The organism is Streptomyces sp. NPDC048290 (genome assembly GCF_040652095.1).
Lineage (GTDB): Bacteria > Actinomycetota > Actinomycetes > Streptomycetales > Streptomycetaceae > Streptomyces.
Genome location: NZ_JBEZLM010000018.1, coordinates 121859 through 138758, shown reverse-complemented (window position 1 = coordinate 138758; position 16900 = coordinate 121859). Strand labels below are relative to the sequence as shown.

Genomic DNA, 16900 nt, shown 5'->3' with positions numbered 1-16900 from the left:
TGTGACGGGACGGAAATCCGGTCTCCGTACGGTGCCGGGGACGGCGCAGGCACCGCACGGTGGGGGTTCAGTGGCAGCGGGTTCGACTCAGGGCGGGGTCCGTACGGTCTGCTCGTACTGCGGGGTCGGCTGCGGGATCGTGCTGGAGCTGGACCGGGACCCGGTGGACGGGCGGCGCCGGGTGGCGCGGGCCGCCGGGGACCGGGCGCACCCGGCGAACGCGGGACGGCTGTGCACCAAGGGCGCGACCAGTGCCGACATGATGGCAGCGCCGGGACGGCTGGACACCGCGCTGACCCGGCCCGAGCGGGGCGCCCCCGTGGTGGCGGCGGACGTGGACGACGCCGTCGCGGCGGTCGCGGAGCGGCTGCGGGCGGTGCTGGACGCGCACGGGCCGGACGCGCTCGCCTTCTATGTCTCCGGCCAGATGTCCCTCGAGGCGCAGTATCTGGCGAACAAGCTGGCCAAGGGGTTCGTGCGCACCCGGTACATCGAGTCCAACTCACGGCTGTGCATGGCGTCCGCCGGGACCGGCTACAAGCTGTCGCTGGGCGCGGACGGCCCGCCCGGCTCGTACGACGACTTCGACCACGCGGATGTGTTCCTGGTGATCGGGTCCAACATGGCCGACTGCCATCCCGTGCTGTTCCTGCGGCTGATGGAGCGGGTCAGGTCGGCCGGTGCCCGGCTGATCGTGGTCGATCCGCGGCGCACCGCCACCGCCGACAAGGCCGATCTGTTCCTGCCGGTGCGGCCCGGCACCGATCTCGCCCTGCTGAACGGGCTGCTGCATCTGCTGGTCGCCGCCGGGCACACGGACGACGCCTTCATCGCCGAGTTCACCGACGGCTGGGAGCCGATGCCCGCCTTCCTCGCGGACTATCCGCCCGAGCGGGTCGCCGGGATCACCGGGGTCCCCGAGGCCGATCTGCGGCGCGCCGCGGAGTGGATCGGCGCCGCCGGGAACTGGATGAGCTGCTGGACGATGGGCCTGAACCAGTCCACGCACGGCACCTGGAACACCAACGCGCTGGTCAATCTGCATCTGGCGACCGGCGCGATCTGCCGTCCGGGCAGCGGCCCGTTCTCGCTCACCGGTCAGCCCAACGCCATGGGCGGGCGCGAGATGGGGTACATGGGCCCGGGGCTGCCCGGCCAGCGGTCCGTACTGGACGACGGCGAGCGGGCGTTCACGGAGGAGCTGTGGGGCGTTCCGGCCGGATCGCTGCGCACGGAGACCGGCACGGGCACGGTCGACATGTTCCGGCGGATGGCCGACGGGGAGATCAAGGCGTGCTGGATCATCTGCACCAACCCGGTCGCCTCGGTGGCCCACCGCGCCACCGTCGTCGCGGGACTCGAGGCGGCCGAACTGGTCGTCGTCCAGGACGTGTTCGCCGACACCGAGACCACCGCGTACGCCGATGTCGTGCTGCCCGCCGCGCTGTGGGCCGAGTCCGCGGGGGTGATGGTCAACTCCGAGCGGAACCTGACCCTCGTCCCGGACGCCGTCGACCCGCCGGGGCAGGCGCTGCCGGACTGGCTGCTGATCGCCAAGGTGGCGTGCGCGCTGGGCTTCGCCGAGGCGTTCACCTACGGCGGCGCCGAGGAGGTCTTCGAGGAGCTGAAGCGGGCCTGGAACCCGAAGACCGGCTGGGACCTGCGCGGGATCGACTACGACCGGCTGCGCGCCGGACCCGTCCAGTGGCCCGCCGCGCCCGGCGGACCGGACCGCAACCCGGTCCGCTATCGCAACGACGGGGTCAGCCAGACCCTGCTGGAGCGGGCCGACGGCACCCGGCCCCGGCTCGCCTTCCCGACCCCCGACGGCCGCGCCCGGTTCTTCGCCCGGCCGCACCTCCCGGCGGCCGAACTCCCCGACGACGACTACCCGTTCACCCTGAACACCGGCCGGGTCCAGCACCAGTGGCACACCCTGACCAGGACCGGCAAGGTCGCCCGGCTGAACCGGCTGGACCCCGGCCCGTTCGTGGAGGTCCACCCCGACGACGCCGCCGCGCTCGGTGTCGGCGACGGCGACCGGCTGGAGATCGCGTCCCGGCGGGGACGGGCCGTACTGCCCGCGCGGGTCACCGACCGGGTCCGCCCCGGGGACTGCTTCGCGCCCTTCCACTGGAACGACCTGTTCGGCGCGGATCTCAGCGTCAACGCCGTGACCAGCGACGCCGTCGATCCGCTGTCCTTCCAGCCGGAGTTCAAGGTCTGCGCGGTCACCCTCACACCGGTCGCCGCGCCGGAGCCGGCCCTCCGGCGGGGGGACGCGGCCGGTGGGATGGGGGAGGACGCCCCGGCCGACTCCCCCGTCCCCGTCCCCGTCCCCGTCCTCGCCGGGGTCTTCGGACTCGGCGAGCACGCCCCCGCGCCGCTCACCGCACCCGAGCGGCAGTACCTGTCCGGGTTCCTCCTGGGCCTCGCCCGTACGCCGCCGTCCACGGGGCAGGTGCCCGTGCTGCCGCCGGGCGCCCCCTTCGCGCCGGACCACGCGCTGTGGGTGGACGGCGTCCTGGCCGGGCTGTACTCCCGGGCGACCGCTCCCCCGGCGCCGGACACCGGCGGGCCCGCCCGGCGGCTGCTGGTGATGTGGGCGTCCCAGACGGGCACGGCGGAGGAGTTCGCCGCCGGGGCCGTAGCCCGGCTCGCCGCCGCGGGCCGGACCGCCGAGCTGCTGCCGATGGAGGAGGCGACCCCGGCCCGGCTCACCGGCGGCGGCACCGATGCCCTGCTGGTCACCAGCACCTTCGGCGACGGCGACGCCCCCGACAACGGCTCCGGTTTCTGGCGGGCCCTGTCCGCGCCGGACGCGCCCCGCCTGGAGGGTCTGCGCTACGCGGTGCTCGCCTTCGGCGACTCCGGATACGACGACTTCTGCGGCCATGGACGGCGGCTGGACGAACGGCTCGACGCCCTCGGGGCCACCCGGCTCGCCCCACGCGCCGACTGCGAACCCGACTTCGCCGAGACCGCCGAACGCTGGCTGGGCCAGGTACTCGGCGCCCTGACCACGCCGGACGACCCTCCCCCGCCGACATCCGCCCCACCGACATCCGCCCCACCGACGTCCGCTCCGCCGGCATCCGCCCAGGCGCCGCCCCGGCCCCCGGCGCCGGCCGCCGTGCCCACCCGGGCCGCCCCCTTCGCCACCCTGCTGATCGGCAACCGGCTGCTCAGCCTGCCCGGTTCGGGCAAGGAGGTCCGGCAGTTCGCCTTCGACACCCGGGGCGGAGAACTCGCCTACGACGCCGGGGACGCCCTCGGGGTGTGGCCGGTGAACGGCGCCGGGCTGGTCGCCGAGTGGCTCGCGCTGACCGGTCTCGGCCCCGACGAGCCGGTCGACCTGGGCGACCCGTCGCCACTGCCCCTCGAAGAGGCGCTGCGCACCCGCCTCGACATCACCCGGACCGGCACCGCACTGCTCAGGTTCCTGGCCGGACGCGGCGGCGGCCAGCACCTCAAACGGCTGCTGCGCCCGGACAACAAGGACGCGCTGGCCCGCTGGAGCTGGGGACGGCAGGCCGCCGACGTCCTCGCCGAACACCCGGTCCGCGCCTCGGCCACCGAGTGGGCGGACGTGCTGCCGCGCCTCCAGCCCCGGCTCTACTCCATCTCGTCCAGCCCGCTCGCCCACCCCGGCGAGGTACGGCTCACCGTCTCCGTGGTCCGCTACGGCGGCAGCCGGGGACGGGACCGTACCGGGGTCTGCTCGGCGTATCTCGCCGACCACGCGGACGACGGGCCGGTGCAGGTGTTCGTCCGGCGCGCGCCGCACTTCCGGCCGCCCGCCGACCCCGCCGCCGCCATGGTCATGGTCGGTCCGGGGACCGGGGTGGCGCCCTTCCTGGGATTCCTGGAGGAGCGCCGGGCGCGCGGGCACCGGGGGCCCAACTGGCTGATCTTCGGCGAGCAGCGCCGGGCCACCGACTTCTACTACCGCGAGGAGCTGGAGGAGTACCGCGCCTCGGGCCATCTCGACCGGCTCGACCTGGCCTTCTCCCGCGACCAGCGCGCCAAGGTCTACGTCCAGGACCGGATGCGCGAGCACGGCCCGCGACTGTGGCAGTGGCTGCGCGACGGCGCCCACTTCTACGTCTGCGGCGACGCCGGGCGGATGGCCGCGGACGTCGACCGGGCGCTCCACGAGATCGTCGCCACGCACGGCGGCATGGGCCCGGAGGAGGCGGCGGCGTATGTACGGCGGCTGGCCGCCGAGAAGCGGTACGTCCGGGACGTCTACTGAGCGGCGCCGCCGGTCGCCTGGAGGTGGACGGCAGTGCCCGGCTCCGGGCGCCGCGCCCCGGTCTGCCCAGCAGGACCCCCGTCAGCACCAGCCGACCCGCGAGCGCGTCATGCAGCACGACCTCCGGCCCTCCCGTGCCACCGCGATGCCTCGCCGCCGCTGCCGCTCGCGTGCTCGCCGCGCCCTTGATCGAAACAGGGAACAGCCCCCGAGCACGGCCCGCCCCCGTCTCCGCGAACACCCGAAGGCAATCCGTGAGGGACATATCGCGCAAATATCCCCCCATGCGCGCTCCCCCAACCCGAAGGGGACCAGCCCTCGACGCAGAGCGATCGCATCGATCGCAGCGGGCGATCAGACTTGATCAGAAATCGGCATTGGACGTGACCGGTGATCATCCTGCATGCTCAAAGGCATGTTCGGGCCCGAGACTGCGACGGATTCCGGCCGGTGTGCCGCCGGTGCGCTCCTCCTTGGCCGCGACGACCTTCTGACGCCCGGTCTGACGCAGTGCCGCGTCGTGGACTTCGGCAGAGTCAAGTCCACCAGCTGTCGCTGATCCCGATCCCCTTCGTCCTCCCCCGTACCCGCTCCGCCACCGTGCCACGGTGAGCCGGGACGCGTGGGGCGGACCGCGGGCCGCCGCCCGCGCTCTCTGACACGGTTCTCCCGCCGCTCCCCCACGGTCGCGCCCGGTCCTTCGCCGGCCGCCTCCGGTGGGCCGTGTCGTCGTCCCCCGCTCCGCTCACCCCCGGTGGCCGGAGCGTCACCCGACACCAAGGACACGCCCATGCCTGTGGCCCCCGTGCCCGTCCGCCCGACCGACCTCGCTCCCGCGGGGGCGTCATGAGCGTCGCCCCGCCGTCCCCCTCCGCCGCCACGACCGCCCGGCTGCCCGGCTTCGACCTCGGCCGGCTCGACGAGGTGAGCGCCGCCCTCGCGGCCCGCGCCCCGGAGTACGACCGCACCGGCGCCTTCCCCCGCGAGTCCCTCCGGCTGGTCCATGAGGCGGGTCTGCTGACCGCCGGAGTGGACCGCCGCCACGGCGGCCCCGGCGGGTCGTTCACCGACATCACCCGCATTCTGCTGGCCCTGGGGCGTGGCGACCCGTCGGTCGCGCTGATCGCCGGGATGACCGTCGTCCCGCATCTGGTGCAGCCCCGCAGCCCCTGGCCCGAGGAGCTGTACCGGCGGGTGCTGGCGGACTCCGCGGAACGGCCCACGCTGCTCAACCACGCCCGCGCGGAACCGGAGTTGGGGTCGTCCACCCGGGGGCTGCCCGCGACCACCGCCCGGCGCACCGCGCACGGCTGGTCGCTCACCGGCCGCAAGCGGTACGTCACCGGCGCGGAGGGGCTGAGCTGGTTCCTGGTGTGGGCGGCGACGGACGAACCCGAGCCGCGCGTCGGCACGTTCATCGTCCCGGCCACCGCGCCCGGCATCGAGATCGAGCCCACCTGGCGGCAGCTCGGGATGCGGGCCACCGGCAGCCACGAGGTCGCGTTCACCGACGTCGAGATCCCCGCCGACCACATCCATGAGCTGGCCCCGCCCGGCGCCGCTCCCCCGCCGGGCACACTGCCCGGGAGTGTGCCGCTGCTGCTGTCGTCCGCGCTGTATCTCGGGGTCGCGCGGGCCGCGCAGAGCGCCGTGCACTCCTTCGCCCACGCCCGGGTGCCGTCCGCGCTGGGCCGTGCGCTGGCCACCACCGGCCGGTTCGAACGCGGGGCGGGCGAGATCGAGACCCTGCTCACCAGCGCCGAGCAGCTGATCTTCGGGGTGGCCGGACAGGTCGACCGGGGCGAACCGGTCCGCGGGCTCGACGCGCTCGCCGCGAAGGTGGTCGTCGTACGGCAGGTCACCCGTGCCGTGGAGACCGGGCTGCGGCTGCTCGGCAACTCCGGGCTCGCCCAGGAGAACCCGCTGGAGCGGCACTTCCGGGACATCCAGTCGGCCGGGGTGCACGCCCCCGGCGAGGACGCCGCACTGCCGCTGATCGGCGCGGCGGCCCTCGCGGCGGAGGCGCCGGATGACTGACCCCGGACCGTTTCCCCGACCGTCGGGCGCGTTCTCCCAACCGTCCGGCGCGTCCCGCCGACCCTCCGGCCCGCTCCCCCGACCCTCCGGCGCGTCGCGCCGACCGTCCGTCCCGTTCCGCCGCGTCCGACTCCGAGGTCCCGTCATGCGCCCGCGCTCCCGTCCGTACCCGTGGCTGCCGTACCCGTGGCTGCCGTCCCTGCGGCTGCCGTCCGCCCGGTTCCCGTCCCTCCGGTCGCCGTCCCAGCGGTTGCCGTCCCGGACGGTCCGGCCGCTGGCCGCCGGGATCGCCGGGCTGCTGCTGCTCACCGCCTGCTCGTCGGGCGGGGGCGGTGACAGCGGCTCGGGCTCCGGTGCTCCCGTGCGGGGCGGCACGCTGACCACCGCCGTGGACACCGAGCCGGTCTCCTGGGACGTGCACGCCAGCACCCAGGACATCACCGCCGAGATCCAGCGCCAGGTGGTCGACTCCCTGGTGTCGCAGGACGCCTCGGGCGCCTTCCACCCCTGGCTGGCCACCGAGTGGGAGGTGTCCGACGACTACCGGACGTACACCTTCGATCTGCGCACCGATGTGACCTTCACCGACGGCACGCCCTTCGACGCCGCCGCCGTGAAGGCCAACTTCGACCACATCACCGCCGACTCCACCAAGTCGCTGTACGCGGTGAACCTGCTCGGCCCCTACACCGGGACCGAGGTCGTCGACGAGGACACGGCGAAGGTCACCTTCTCCGCGCCGTTCGCCCCGTTCCTCCAGGCCGCCAGCACGCCGTACCTGGGCTTCTACTCGCCCAAGACCCTCGCGTCGGACGCGGGCAGGCTCGCCGCAGGCGGGCCGGTCAACGTGGGCAGCGGACCGTTCCTGTTCACCCGGTACACCAAGGGCCAGTCGGCGGTGCTGACCCGTAACCCGGACTACGACTGGGCGCCCGCCACCGCCGCCCACACCGGGCCCGCGCACCTGGACAAGCTGGAGTTCCGCTTCCTGCCCACCGCCTCGGTCCGCTCGGGCGCGCTGACCAGCAGTCAGGTGCAGGTCGCCAAGGCGGTGCCGCCGCAGAACGTGGCGGCGCTCAAGGCGAACTCCGGGTTCGAGCTGCTCACCCGGCAGAACCCGGGCGGCAACTACAACCTCTGGCTCAACAGCTCCCTGGCCCCCTTCGACGACCAGCGGGTCCGCGAGGCGGTGCAGCGCGGCATCGACATCGACACCGATGTGAAGACGGTGACGTTCGGCCAGTACCCGCGCGCCTGGAGCCCCATCAGCCCCACCACCCCGTACTACGACAAGACCCTGGAGAACAGCTGGCCCCATGACCCGGAGCTGGCCGGGCGACTGCTGGACGAGGCGGGCTGGACGGCGCGGGACGCGGACGGCTACCGCACCAGGAACGGGAAGCGGCTCACCGTCGAATGGCCCCAGCTCTCCATCCAGGCGACCCGGGAGGGCCGTGACGTCCTCGGCCAGGCCGTCCAGGCGGACCTGAAGGAGATCGGCGTCGAGGTCCGCAGGCCCAGCCTCGACCTCGGCACCTACAACACCCAGGTGTACGGCGGCAAGGCGCACATCGTCGATCTGAGCTGGCCCCGGTTCAGCCCGGACGTGCTGTGGCTGTTCCTGAACTCCGCCAGCGCCCCGGCGAAGGGCGGCATCAACGCCACCTTCGTCAAGGACGCCCAGCTCGACACCTGGACCGACGAGGGCCGGGCCACGCTGGACGAGACCGTGCACGCCGAGGTGTACCCGAAGGCGCAGCGGCGGGCCGTCGACCTCGCGCTGGTGGTCCCGCTGTACACCCAGGTCTCCCTGGTCGGCGCGGACACCGCCGTGGGCGGTCTGACGTTCAGCGCCAGCAACTGGCTGACGTACTACGACGCCTGGCTGGACGGCGCGTGACGGGGCGCCCCGCCGCCGGGCCGGTGACGGCGTCGGCGGCGGCCCGGTTCGCCCGTGCCGCGCTGGCCCGGCTGGTGTCGGCCGCCGCCGTGCTGGCCGGTGCCGCGACCCTCGTGTTCGTGGCGCTGCGGCTGGTCCCCGGCGACCCGGTGTCGGTGCTGCTGGGCCCCTCCAACGCGGGCTCCCCGGCGGTACGGGCGGAGATCCGCCGGGAGTACGGCTTCGATCTGCCGGTCGCCGAGCAGTACGCGCGCTATCTGGGGCGGCTGGTGACCGGCGACCTCGGGGAGTCGTACCAGCTCCAGCGGCCGGTGTGGGCGCTGATCGGGGATCAGCTGGTGCCGACCCTGCACCTGGCGTCGGCGGCACTGGTGCTGGCGGTGCTCCTCGCGGTGCTGTCGGCGGTGGCCACGGCGGGACGGCGGCCGGGGCTGCGGGCGCTGGCGTCGGTCGCGGAACTGGTCGCGGCCTCCACCCCGGCCTACTGGGTGGGGATCGTGCTGCTGACCGCGTTCTCGTTCCGGCTGCCGCTGTTCCCGGTGGCCGGCGCCGACGGCTTCGCGGCGCTGGTGCTGCCCGCCGTGACCCTCGCGCTGCCGCTGACGGGGGTGATGGCCCAGGTGCTGCGGGAGGGCCTGGAGGCGGCGCTGGCCCAGCCGTTCGTGGTCACCGCCCGCGCCCGGGGCGTCGGCCAGTGGGCGGTACGGCTGCGGCACGCGCTGCGCCACGCGGCGCTGCCGCTGCTGACCCTGACGGGCTGGCTGACCGGTTCGCTGATCGGTGGGGCGGTGCTGGTGGAGACGGTGTTCGGGCGGCCCGGCATCGGTTCGCTGGTGCTCCAGGCCGTGACCGCCAAGGACATGCCGGTGGTGATCGGGGTGGTGCTGCTGTCGGCCCTGGTGTTCGTCGTCCTCTCCACGGTGGTGGATCTGCTGTACCCCGTTGTCGACCCACGGCTCAGGAGCGCGTGACATGACCCGTACTCTCCTCCCCGACGCCGACCCCGCTCTTGGACCCGTCGTCGCCGTGTCCGCCCCGGCGCGGCGGCGGCGCCGGACCGGGCCGCCGGTGAGCGTGCTGGTGGCGGGCGGACTGCTGCTGCTCGTGGTGCTGGTGGCGGTGGCGCCGGGCCTGTTCACCGGCGGTTCGCCCACCGCGACCGACCCACCGGCCGCGCTGCGCGGCCCCGGTGCCGGGCACTGGTTCGGCACCGACCAGTTGGGCCGCGACCTGTACACCCGCGTCCTCTACGGGGCCCGGCCCTCGCTGCTGCTGGGGTTCGGCTCCACGCTGCTGTCGGTGGTGCTGGGCGCGGCGTTCGGGCTGGCGTCCGCGCTGGGCGGGCGGATCGCCGACCAGGTGCTGATGCGGGTGGCGGACGCCCTGCTGGCGCTGCCCGCGCTGCTGCTGGCGCTGCTGATCGTGGCGGTGCTGGGGGCGGGCACGGTGAATGTGATGCTGGCGATCGGGATCGCGTTCGTCCCCGGATACGCCCGGCTGGTGCGGGCGGAGGCGCTGGTGGTGCGGCGCTCCGGCTATGTCGAGTCGGCGGTGGCGCTGGGGCTGCCCCGGCGGACGATCGTGTTGCGCCATGTGCTGCCGAACGCGCTGGCGCCGCTGCTCACTCTGGCCGCCGTCGGTTTCGGTACGGCCCTGATCGCGGCGTCCGGGCTGAGCTTCCTCGGGCTCGGTCCGGCGGCGCCGTCGCCGGAGTGGGGGGCGCTGCTGTCGGCGGGGCGGGACTTCCTTCAGACGGCGTGGTGGATCGGGGTGTTCCCCGGTGCCGCCGTCACGGTGACCGTCATCGCCGTCAACGTGGTCGGCCGTCATGTCCAGGAGCGCTTCACCCGGAGGTCAGCGCGATGAGCGCCGTGGAGGAACCCCTGCTGGACGTGGAGGGCCTGGATGTGACGTTCGGGCGGGGCGAGGGCGTCAGGGCCGTGCGGGACGTGTCGTTCGGCCTGCGCCGGGGCGAATGCCTCGCGGTGGTCGGCGAGTCGGGCTCCGGCAAGAGCGTCACCGCCCGCACCCTGCTGGGGCTGACCGGCGCGCGGGCCCAGGTCGCGGCCCGGCGGCTCTCCTTCGACGGCGTCGACCTCACCGCCCTGTCCGAGCGCGGGTGGCGGACGGTACGGGGGCGGCGGATCGGGCTGGTGCTCCAGGACGCGCTGGTCTCGCTGGACCCGCTGCGGACGGTGGGCGCCGAGATCCGCGAGACGCTGACCACCCATGGTCTGGCGCGGGGCGCGGCGGCGGCGGAACGGGCCCTGGAGCTGCTGACGGAGGCGGGAGTGCCGGATCCGGCGCGCCGGGCGGCCGAGCGTCCGCACCAGTTGTCGGGCGGGCTGCGGCAGCGGGCGCTGATCGCGTCCGCGCTGTCCGGGGCGCCGGAACTGCTGGTCGCGGACGAGCCGACGACGGCCCTGGACGTCACCGTGCAGGCCCAGATCCTCGATCTGCTGGCACGGCTGGTCGGCGCCGGGACGGCCCTGCTGCTGATCAGCCATGACCTGGCGGTGGTGGCCCGGCTCGCCGACCGGGTGGCGGTGATGTACGGGGGGCGGATCGTGGAGGAGGGTCCCGCGCGGGACGTCCTCAAGGACCCCCGGCACCCCTACACCCGGGCCCTGCTGTCGGCCGTCCCCACCTTCGCCGCCAAGGGCACACCCCTGTCGGTCCCGGCCCCGCCGGACGGCGCGGCGGCGGATCCGGACGGCTGCCCGTACGCGGCCCGCTGCGCGTCGGCGGACGACCGCTGCCGCACGGAACTCCCGTCACCGACGCCGGACGTCCACCGGACGCTGTGCTGGTATCCGGACGCGGGCCGGGAGAAGGCCACCGGGCCCGCCGCGAGCACCGCCACCGTTCTTGAGAAGGCGGCCGGGCCCACCGGGACCGCCGCTCCGACCGCCGGGCCGCTGCTCGACGTGCGGGGGCTGGTGAAGCGTTTCCGGTCGGCCGACGGTGGTGTGTACACGGCCGTCGACGACGTGTCGTTCCGGATCGCGGGTGGGGAGACGCTGGGGCTGGTCGGCGAGTCCGGGTCGGGGAAGTCGACCACGGCCCGGATGGTGCTGGGGCTGGTCCGACCGGACGCGGGGGACGTGCGGTTCGAGGGGGCGGCGTGGAGCGGGCTGCCGGAACGGGAGCGTCGGGGACGCCGGTCCCGGATCCAGGTGGTGCACCAGGACCCGCTGGGGTCGTTCGATCCCCGGCACGGGGTGCGGCGCGTCCTCACGGAGGCGGTGGCGCGGGCCGGGGTGCCGCGCGGACGGGCGCGGGCGGCGCGGGTGGCGGAACTGCTGGAGCAGGTCGGGCTGTCGGCCCGGCTGGCGGAGCGGCGGCCCCTGGAGCTGTCCGGCGGGCAGCGCCAGCGCGTGGCGATCGCGCGGGCGTTGGCCACCGGGCCCCGGCTGATCGTGTGCGACGAGCCGGTGTCGGCGCTGGACGTGTCGATCCAGGCGCAGGTGCTCGATCTGCTGGCGCTGCTCCAGCGGGAGCTGGGTGTGGCGCTGCTGTTCATCTCGCACGACCTCGGGGTGGTGCATCACGTCAGTGACCGGGTCGTGGTGATGAAGGACGGGCGGCTGGTGGAGTCGGGACCGGTCGGGCAGGTGTTCGCCCGTCCGGCGCACCCCTACACCCGGGAGTTGCTGAGTTCGCTGCCCCGCCCCGGACAGCCGCGGGAAGGACAAGAATCACGGACATGACGACGTATCCGTATCTCGACACCGACCGCTGGCTCCGTCACTTCCATCCGTCGCCCGGCGCGGCGATCCGTCTGGTGTGCTTCCCGCACGCGGGCGGGTCCGCCGGGTACTTCCGGCGGCTGTCCGAACTGCTGCACCCCCGGGTGGAGGTGGCGGCCGTGCAGTACCCGGGGCGGCTGGAGCGCCGGGACGAGCGGCAGTTCACCGAGATCGAGCCGCTGGCCGACGCGGTCGCGGCGGTGCTGGGCCCGGCCTGGGGCGCCACACCGACCGCGTTCTTCGGGCACAGCATGGGCGCGGTGGTGGCGTACGAGTCGGCCCGGCGGCTGACGGCCACGACGGGCAGCGGGCCGGTCGCGCTGTTCGCGTCGGGGCGGCGGGCGCCGTCCACCGTGCGGGAGAGCGAGACGCTGCATCTGGCGGGGGACGACGAGCTGACCGCGGAGATCGTCCGGCAGGGCGGCACTCCGCCGGAGCTGCTGGCCGAACCCGAGCTGCTGGCGCTGGTGCTGCCGACCCTGCGCGGCGACTACCGGGCCATCGAGCGCTACCGGCACCGTCCCGGCCCGCGGATCTCGGCCCCGGTCACCGTCCTGACCGGCGCGGCGGACACCAAGGTCACCGAGGCCGAGGCGCACGCCTGGCAGGAGGACACGGACGGCCCGACCGAGGTGCTGACCTTCGAGGGCGGCCACTTCTTCGTCGCGGACCAGGTGGAGCGGATCGCGGCGGTGATCCGCTCCCGGCTGCTGCCGCACGAGCACTGACAGAAGCCCGGCGCGGAGGTCAGCGCAGCCCTCCGCGCCATGTACGACACCACCGCACGAGGTCGGATGGGGAGCCAGCTGTGATCTTGGTGGAACGCGAGAGTCAGGTGACGCGACTGCGCGAGCTGCTGACGGGCTGTCGCTCGGGCACCGGCGCGGTGGCCGTGCTGAGCGGGCCGGTGGCGAGCGGGAAGACGGAACTCCTGCACACGCTGGGCGAACTGGCGGCGGCGGCCGGGGCCGCGGTGCTGCACGCGACGGCCCGGTGTTCGGAACGGGACGTCGAGCTGGGCGTGATGGGGCAGATCTTCCGCCACCAGCAGTTCTCCGCCGCCGACCGGGAGCGGGCGCTGCGCCCGTACGAGGGCGGCGGGGCGCTGGCCGCGTGCGACGCGGATCTGCTCAGCCACCGGCCGACCCCGGCGCGGGTCAGCCAGGCGCACTGGCAGGTGCTGCGGGCGCTGTCGGAGCGGACACCGGTGGTGGTGATCGTCGACGATGTGCACTTCGCGGACACGGCCTCGCTGGACACCCTGACCTATGTGGGCCGGCTGCTGCGCTCCACCCGGGTGCTGCTGGTGGTGGCCGAGCGGGACGCGGCGGCGGAGGCGAGCACCACGGAGCTGTCCTGGCGCACCGCGCTGGTCCGGCAGCGGCACGTCACCCGGCTGCGGGTCCGGCCGCTGTCCCCGGCGGGCACCGGCGAACTGGTCGGCGAACTGGTCGGGCCGGGCCATGACATCCGGTCCTGGCACCGGCTCAGCGGCGGCAACCCGCTGCTGCTGCGGGCCCTCGCCGAGGACCACCACGACCGGACGGCGCGGGCACCGGGCACCGCCCCGCCCGGTACGGCGGACCCGGTCGCGGGCGAGGAGTACGGCCGGGCCGTGGACGCCTGTGTCCGGCGCGCCGGGGCCGGGTTCCGGGACACGGCCCGCGCGCTGGCGGTGCTGGACGCCTCGGGTTCGGCCGCCCGTCTGGCGGGGCTGACGGGCCGTACGGGGCCCGCGCCGGCCGGGACGCTCGCGGCGCTGGACGCCTCCGGGGTCCTGGACGCGGGCCGGTTCCGGCACCCCGCCGCCCGCGCCGCCGTACTGGCCGGGATGCCCGCGGCGGAGCGGGCGCTGCTGCACCGGGACGCGGCCCGGCTGCTGCACACGGCCGGGGAACCGGCGCCGGTGGTGGCCGTGCATCTGGCGGCGGCCCGGCACAGCGCGGAGCCATGGGCGTTCGCGGTGGCGCTGGAGGCGGCGCAGGAGGCGCTGCGCCGGGACGACACGACGGGCGCGGAGGCGTATCTGGACGTGGCGGAGGCGGCGGCGGACGAGGACCGGCGGCGGACGTCGACGGCCGCGGCGGAGCGGGGACAGCGGATGCCGGTGACCGCCGCGGCGGCGGACGAGGAGCGGCGGGTGACGGTGACCGTGCTGCGCAGTCTGGTCGACTTCCGCACCGACCCCGACACCGCCTGCCGGCGGCTGCGCCCGCTCGTCGCGGCGCTGCGTGAGGGACGGCTGTCGGGCTGCCAGATCGTGGCCCTGCTGGGGCGGCTGCTGTGGACCGGCGGCAGCGACGAGATCGCCCTCGCGCTGCGCCGCCTTGAGCGGTCAGCGGATCTGCTGGACGCCCGCCAGACCGCCGCGTACCAGGCCGTACGGCACGGGCTGTCCGCCTCGCACCCGGCGCTGCTGCCCCGCCCCGCGCCCCGGACCCGGCCCTCCCCCAGGGCCCTGCTGCGGGGTACGGAAGGGCCGGTGCCGGGCATGCCCGGCGTGCTGAACCGGCTGCTGCGCTCGGGCCCAGCCCCGGACACCGTACGCAGCGCCGAACTGCTCCTCCAGACAACCCCGTTGGACGACACCAGCTTCGACGCCGTGCACCAGGCGCTGTCGGTGCTGGTCTACGCCGACCGGCCGGATCTCGCGGCGCCCTGGGGCGACCGGCTGCTGCGGGAGGCCGCGCGGCGGGACGTCCCGACCTGGCAGGCACTGTTCGCGGCGCTGCGGGCCGAGGCGGCGCTGCGGCAGGGCGATGTGCGGCTGGCGGAGCGGTGCGCCCGGCAGGCCCTCGGGCTGGTGTCGGTACGCGGCTGGGGCGCGCTGATCGGGTCGCCGCTGGCGACGCTGGAGCTGGTGGCCGCGGCGACGGGACGGGCGGAGGCGGGCGGTCCGCCGGTGGCGGCGCTGCCCGAGCAGCTGTTCGAGACGCGGTTCGGGGTGCAGTATCTGCACGCCCGGGGCCGGTGGCGGCTGTCGGTGAATCTGCTGCACGGCGCGCTGGACGATCTGACGCGGTGCGGGCGGCTGATGCGGGAGTGGGACATCGACCTCCCGGCGTTCGTGCCGTGGCGCGGTGACGCGGTGGCCGCGCTGCTGCGGCTCGGCCGCACGGAGGAGGCGCGGCGGCTGGCGGTGGAGCAGCTGGGAATGGTCCCGGCGGGCCAGCGCCGGGCGCGGGGCATGGCCCTGCACACGGCGGCGTCGGTGGCCGACTCCCGGCGCCGGGCGACCCTGCTGCGGGAGTCCGCGGATCTGCTGGAGGACGCCGGTGACCGGCTGGAACTGGCCCGGGTGCTGGTCGATCTGAGCGAGGTGCACTCCCGCGCGGGTCAGCGCGGCCGGGCCCGCATGGTGGCCCGGCAGGCCCTGGACATCGCCGACGACCAGGGCCTGGCCCCGCTGTCCCGGCGACTGGCGGCGGCCGGTGAGGCACCCCCGGTCCGCCCGGAGCGCGGCACGGTCGGCCGGGCCGGCGGGCTGAGCGGTTCGGAGGCACAGGTCGCGGCACTCGCGGTGGCGGGACTGTCCAACCGGGAGATCGCGGAGAAGCTGTTCATCACGGTCAGCACGGTGGAGCAGCACCTGACCCACACCTACCGCAAACTCCGCGTGAAGGGCCGCGCGCACCTCCCGCTGTCCTTGCTGACGACGGTGGAACGGGGGGCGGGGGAAACGGCGGGGGCGGGGGGTGGGGGGAGACGGCCGTAGGGGTGGCGGGGCGGGGGCGCGGTCACCCGCCGGTGCTCGCCGGACAGCGCCCCCGCCCGTCACGCCAGCCCCAGCAACCCCCGCAACGTCCCCGCCTCGTACGCCGTGCGGAACGCCCCCCGGGACTGGAGTTCCGGCACCAGTGCGCGGGTGATCGCCGTCAGGTCGTGGGGGAGCGTGGCGGGGCGTAGTCGGTAGCCGGAGAGGCCGGACCGCTGCCAGTGCAGGAGCAGGTCGGCGAGTTCCGCGGGGGTTCCGGTGAAGATCTCGGCGTCGGAGGTGTACTCCGTGCCGTGGGCCGCGTCGAGTGCCGTCTTGCGCGCGGCGGCCCGGCCCGGCTCGGGGTCGAGGAGGACCACCAGGTCGGCGAAGACGTGCACGGTCTCGGCGGACCGTCCGGCGGTGTCCTGGAAGGACCGGATCTCGGCGACGGTCGCGGCGGCCTCGGCGGCGCTGTGCGGGGTCACCGAGACCACGTCGGCGGCGCGGGCGCCGTAGCGGAACGGGAGGCTGATGTGGGCGAGGGTGAAGACCACGGGGTGTCCCTGGGGCGCGGGTGGGGCCAGGGCGGGGCCGTCCAGGGTGAGCCAGTCCCCGGCGTCGCCGCCGAGCGGTCCGAGCGCGGCGAAGCTGCCGTGCGGGTCGGGGTCGGCCGGGGCGAACCTGCCGGGGGCCAGGGTCCGCAGCTCCTTCTCGTCGGCGGTGCCGTCCCACAGGGCGCGTACCACCCGGACCAGATCGGCGGCCCGTTCGAAGAGTTCGGCCATCGGGCGCTGCACCTCGGGGGTGAACAGGGCGTCGAGCGGGATCGGCCGGGCCGGGGTCACCTGGGTCCGCCAACCGGCCCGGCCGCCGGTGAGGTGGTCCAGGGTGGCCACGGCCCGCGCGATGTGCAGCGGCTGGGCGCGGTCGAGGACGCCGGTCGGGACGAGGCCGATGTGCTCGGTGCGCCCGGCGAGGGCGGCGGCGAGCAGCAGGGCGTCCAGCCGGTGCGGCAGCGGCCCGGTCGCCGGACGCCTCGGCGGGTCCTCCAGGGTGACGAAGTCCAGCAGTCCGCGCTCGGCCTCCTGGACGAGCGCGGTCCAGTGGTCCGGCCCGTAGGAGTTGCCGTCCGGGGCGGGTGCGCCGGGGTGCCAGCCGGTGGCGTCGAGGGCGACGGCGAGATGGAGGGGACGGGACGGGGTGGTCATGGCCGGGGTGACTCCTTGGTGGGTTCAAGAGGGAGAGAGGGGTCTTCCGTCGGC

The 16900-nt window shown here is 75.1% G+C and carries 9 protein-coding genes; 8 read left to right on the top strand and 1 reads right to left on the bottom strand.

The window, feature by feature from the left end; genetic code table 11:
• Positions 1–70: 70 nt before the first annotated feature.
• The 8 genes from AB0D49_RS28030 to AB0D49_RS27995 all read left to right on the top strand — a co-directional run bounded on the left by AB0D49_RS28030 (position 71) and on the right by AB0D49_RS27995 (position 15656).
• Entirely contained in the window at positions 71–4255 is a 4185-nt protein-coding gene (locus tag AB0D49_RS28030) for a bifunctional nitrate reductase/sulfite reductase flavoprotein subunit alpha (RefSeq protein WP_362762314.1), read from the top strand.
• A gap of 846 nt (positions 4256–5101) precedes the next feature.
• Positions 5102–6292 carry an acyl-CoA dehydrogenase family protein gene (locus AB0D49_RS28025; protein WP_362762312.1) on the top strand — a complete coding sequence of 397 codons (1191 nt, stop codon included), beginning with the start codon at positions 5102–5104 and terminating at the stop codon, positions 6290–6292.
• 145 nt (positions 6293–6437) lie between these two features.
• On the top strand, positions 6438–8192 hold the full coding sequence (locus AB0D49_RS28020) for an ABC transporter substrate-binding protein (RefSeq protein WP_362762309.1): 1755 nt from the start codon (positions 6438–6440) through the stop codon (positions 8190–8192).
• Positions 8189–9163: an ABC transporter permease gene (locus AB0D49_RS28015; RefSeq protein WP_362762307.1), complete on the top strand. Its 975-nt coding sequence runs from the start codon at positions 8189–8191 to the stop codon at positions 9161–9163. The genes AB0D49_RS28020 and AB0D49_RS28015 overlap by 4 nt, the downstream gene beginning before the upstream one ends.
• A 1-nt stretch (position 9164) precedes the next feature.
• Positions 9165–10058 (top strand): ABC transporter permease, encoded by an 894-nt coding sequence (locus AB0D49_RS28010; protein ID WP_362762305.1) that lies wholly within the window; start codon positions 9165–9167, stop codon positions 10056–10058.
• Positions 10055–11902 (top strand): ABC transporter ATP-binding protein, encoded by a 1848-nt coding sequence (locus tag AB0D49_RS28005; RefSeq protein ID WP_362762303.1) that lies wholly within the window; start codon positions 10055–10057, stop codon positions 11900–11902. The genes AB0D49_RS28010 and AB0D49_RS28005 overlap by 4 nt, the downstream gene beginning before the upstream one ends.
• Positions 11899–12669, top strand: a complete 771-nt coding sequence (locus tag AB0D49_RS28000; protein ID WP_362762301.1) for an alpha/beta fold hydrolase — start codon at positions 11899–11901, stop codon at positions 12667–12669. The genes AB0D49_RS28005 and AB0D49_RS28000 overlap by 4 nt, the downstream gene beginning before the upstream one ends.
• Positions 12670–12749: 80 nt before the next feature.
• Entirely contained in the window at positions 12750–15656 is a 2907-nt protein-coding gene (locus tag AB0D49_RS27995; protein ID WP_362762299.1) for an AAA family ATPase, read from the top strand.
• 59 nt (positions 15657–15715) lie between these two features.
• On the opposite strand, the gene AB0D49_RS27990 is transcribed toward AB0D49_RS27995, so the two are convergent.
• Complete coding sequence (locus AB0D49_RS27990) at positions 15716–16846, bottom strand: LLM class flavin-dependent oxidoreductase (RefSeq protein WP_362762297.1); 1131 nt, start codon at positions 16844–16846, stop codon at positions 15716–15718.
• Positions 16847–16900: the final 54 nt, after the last annotated feature.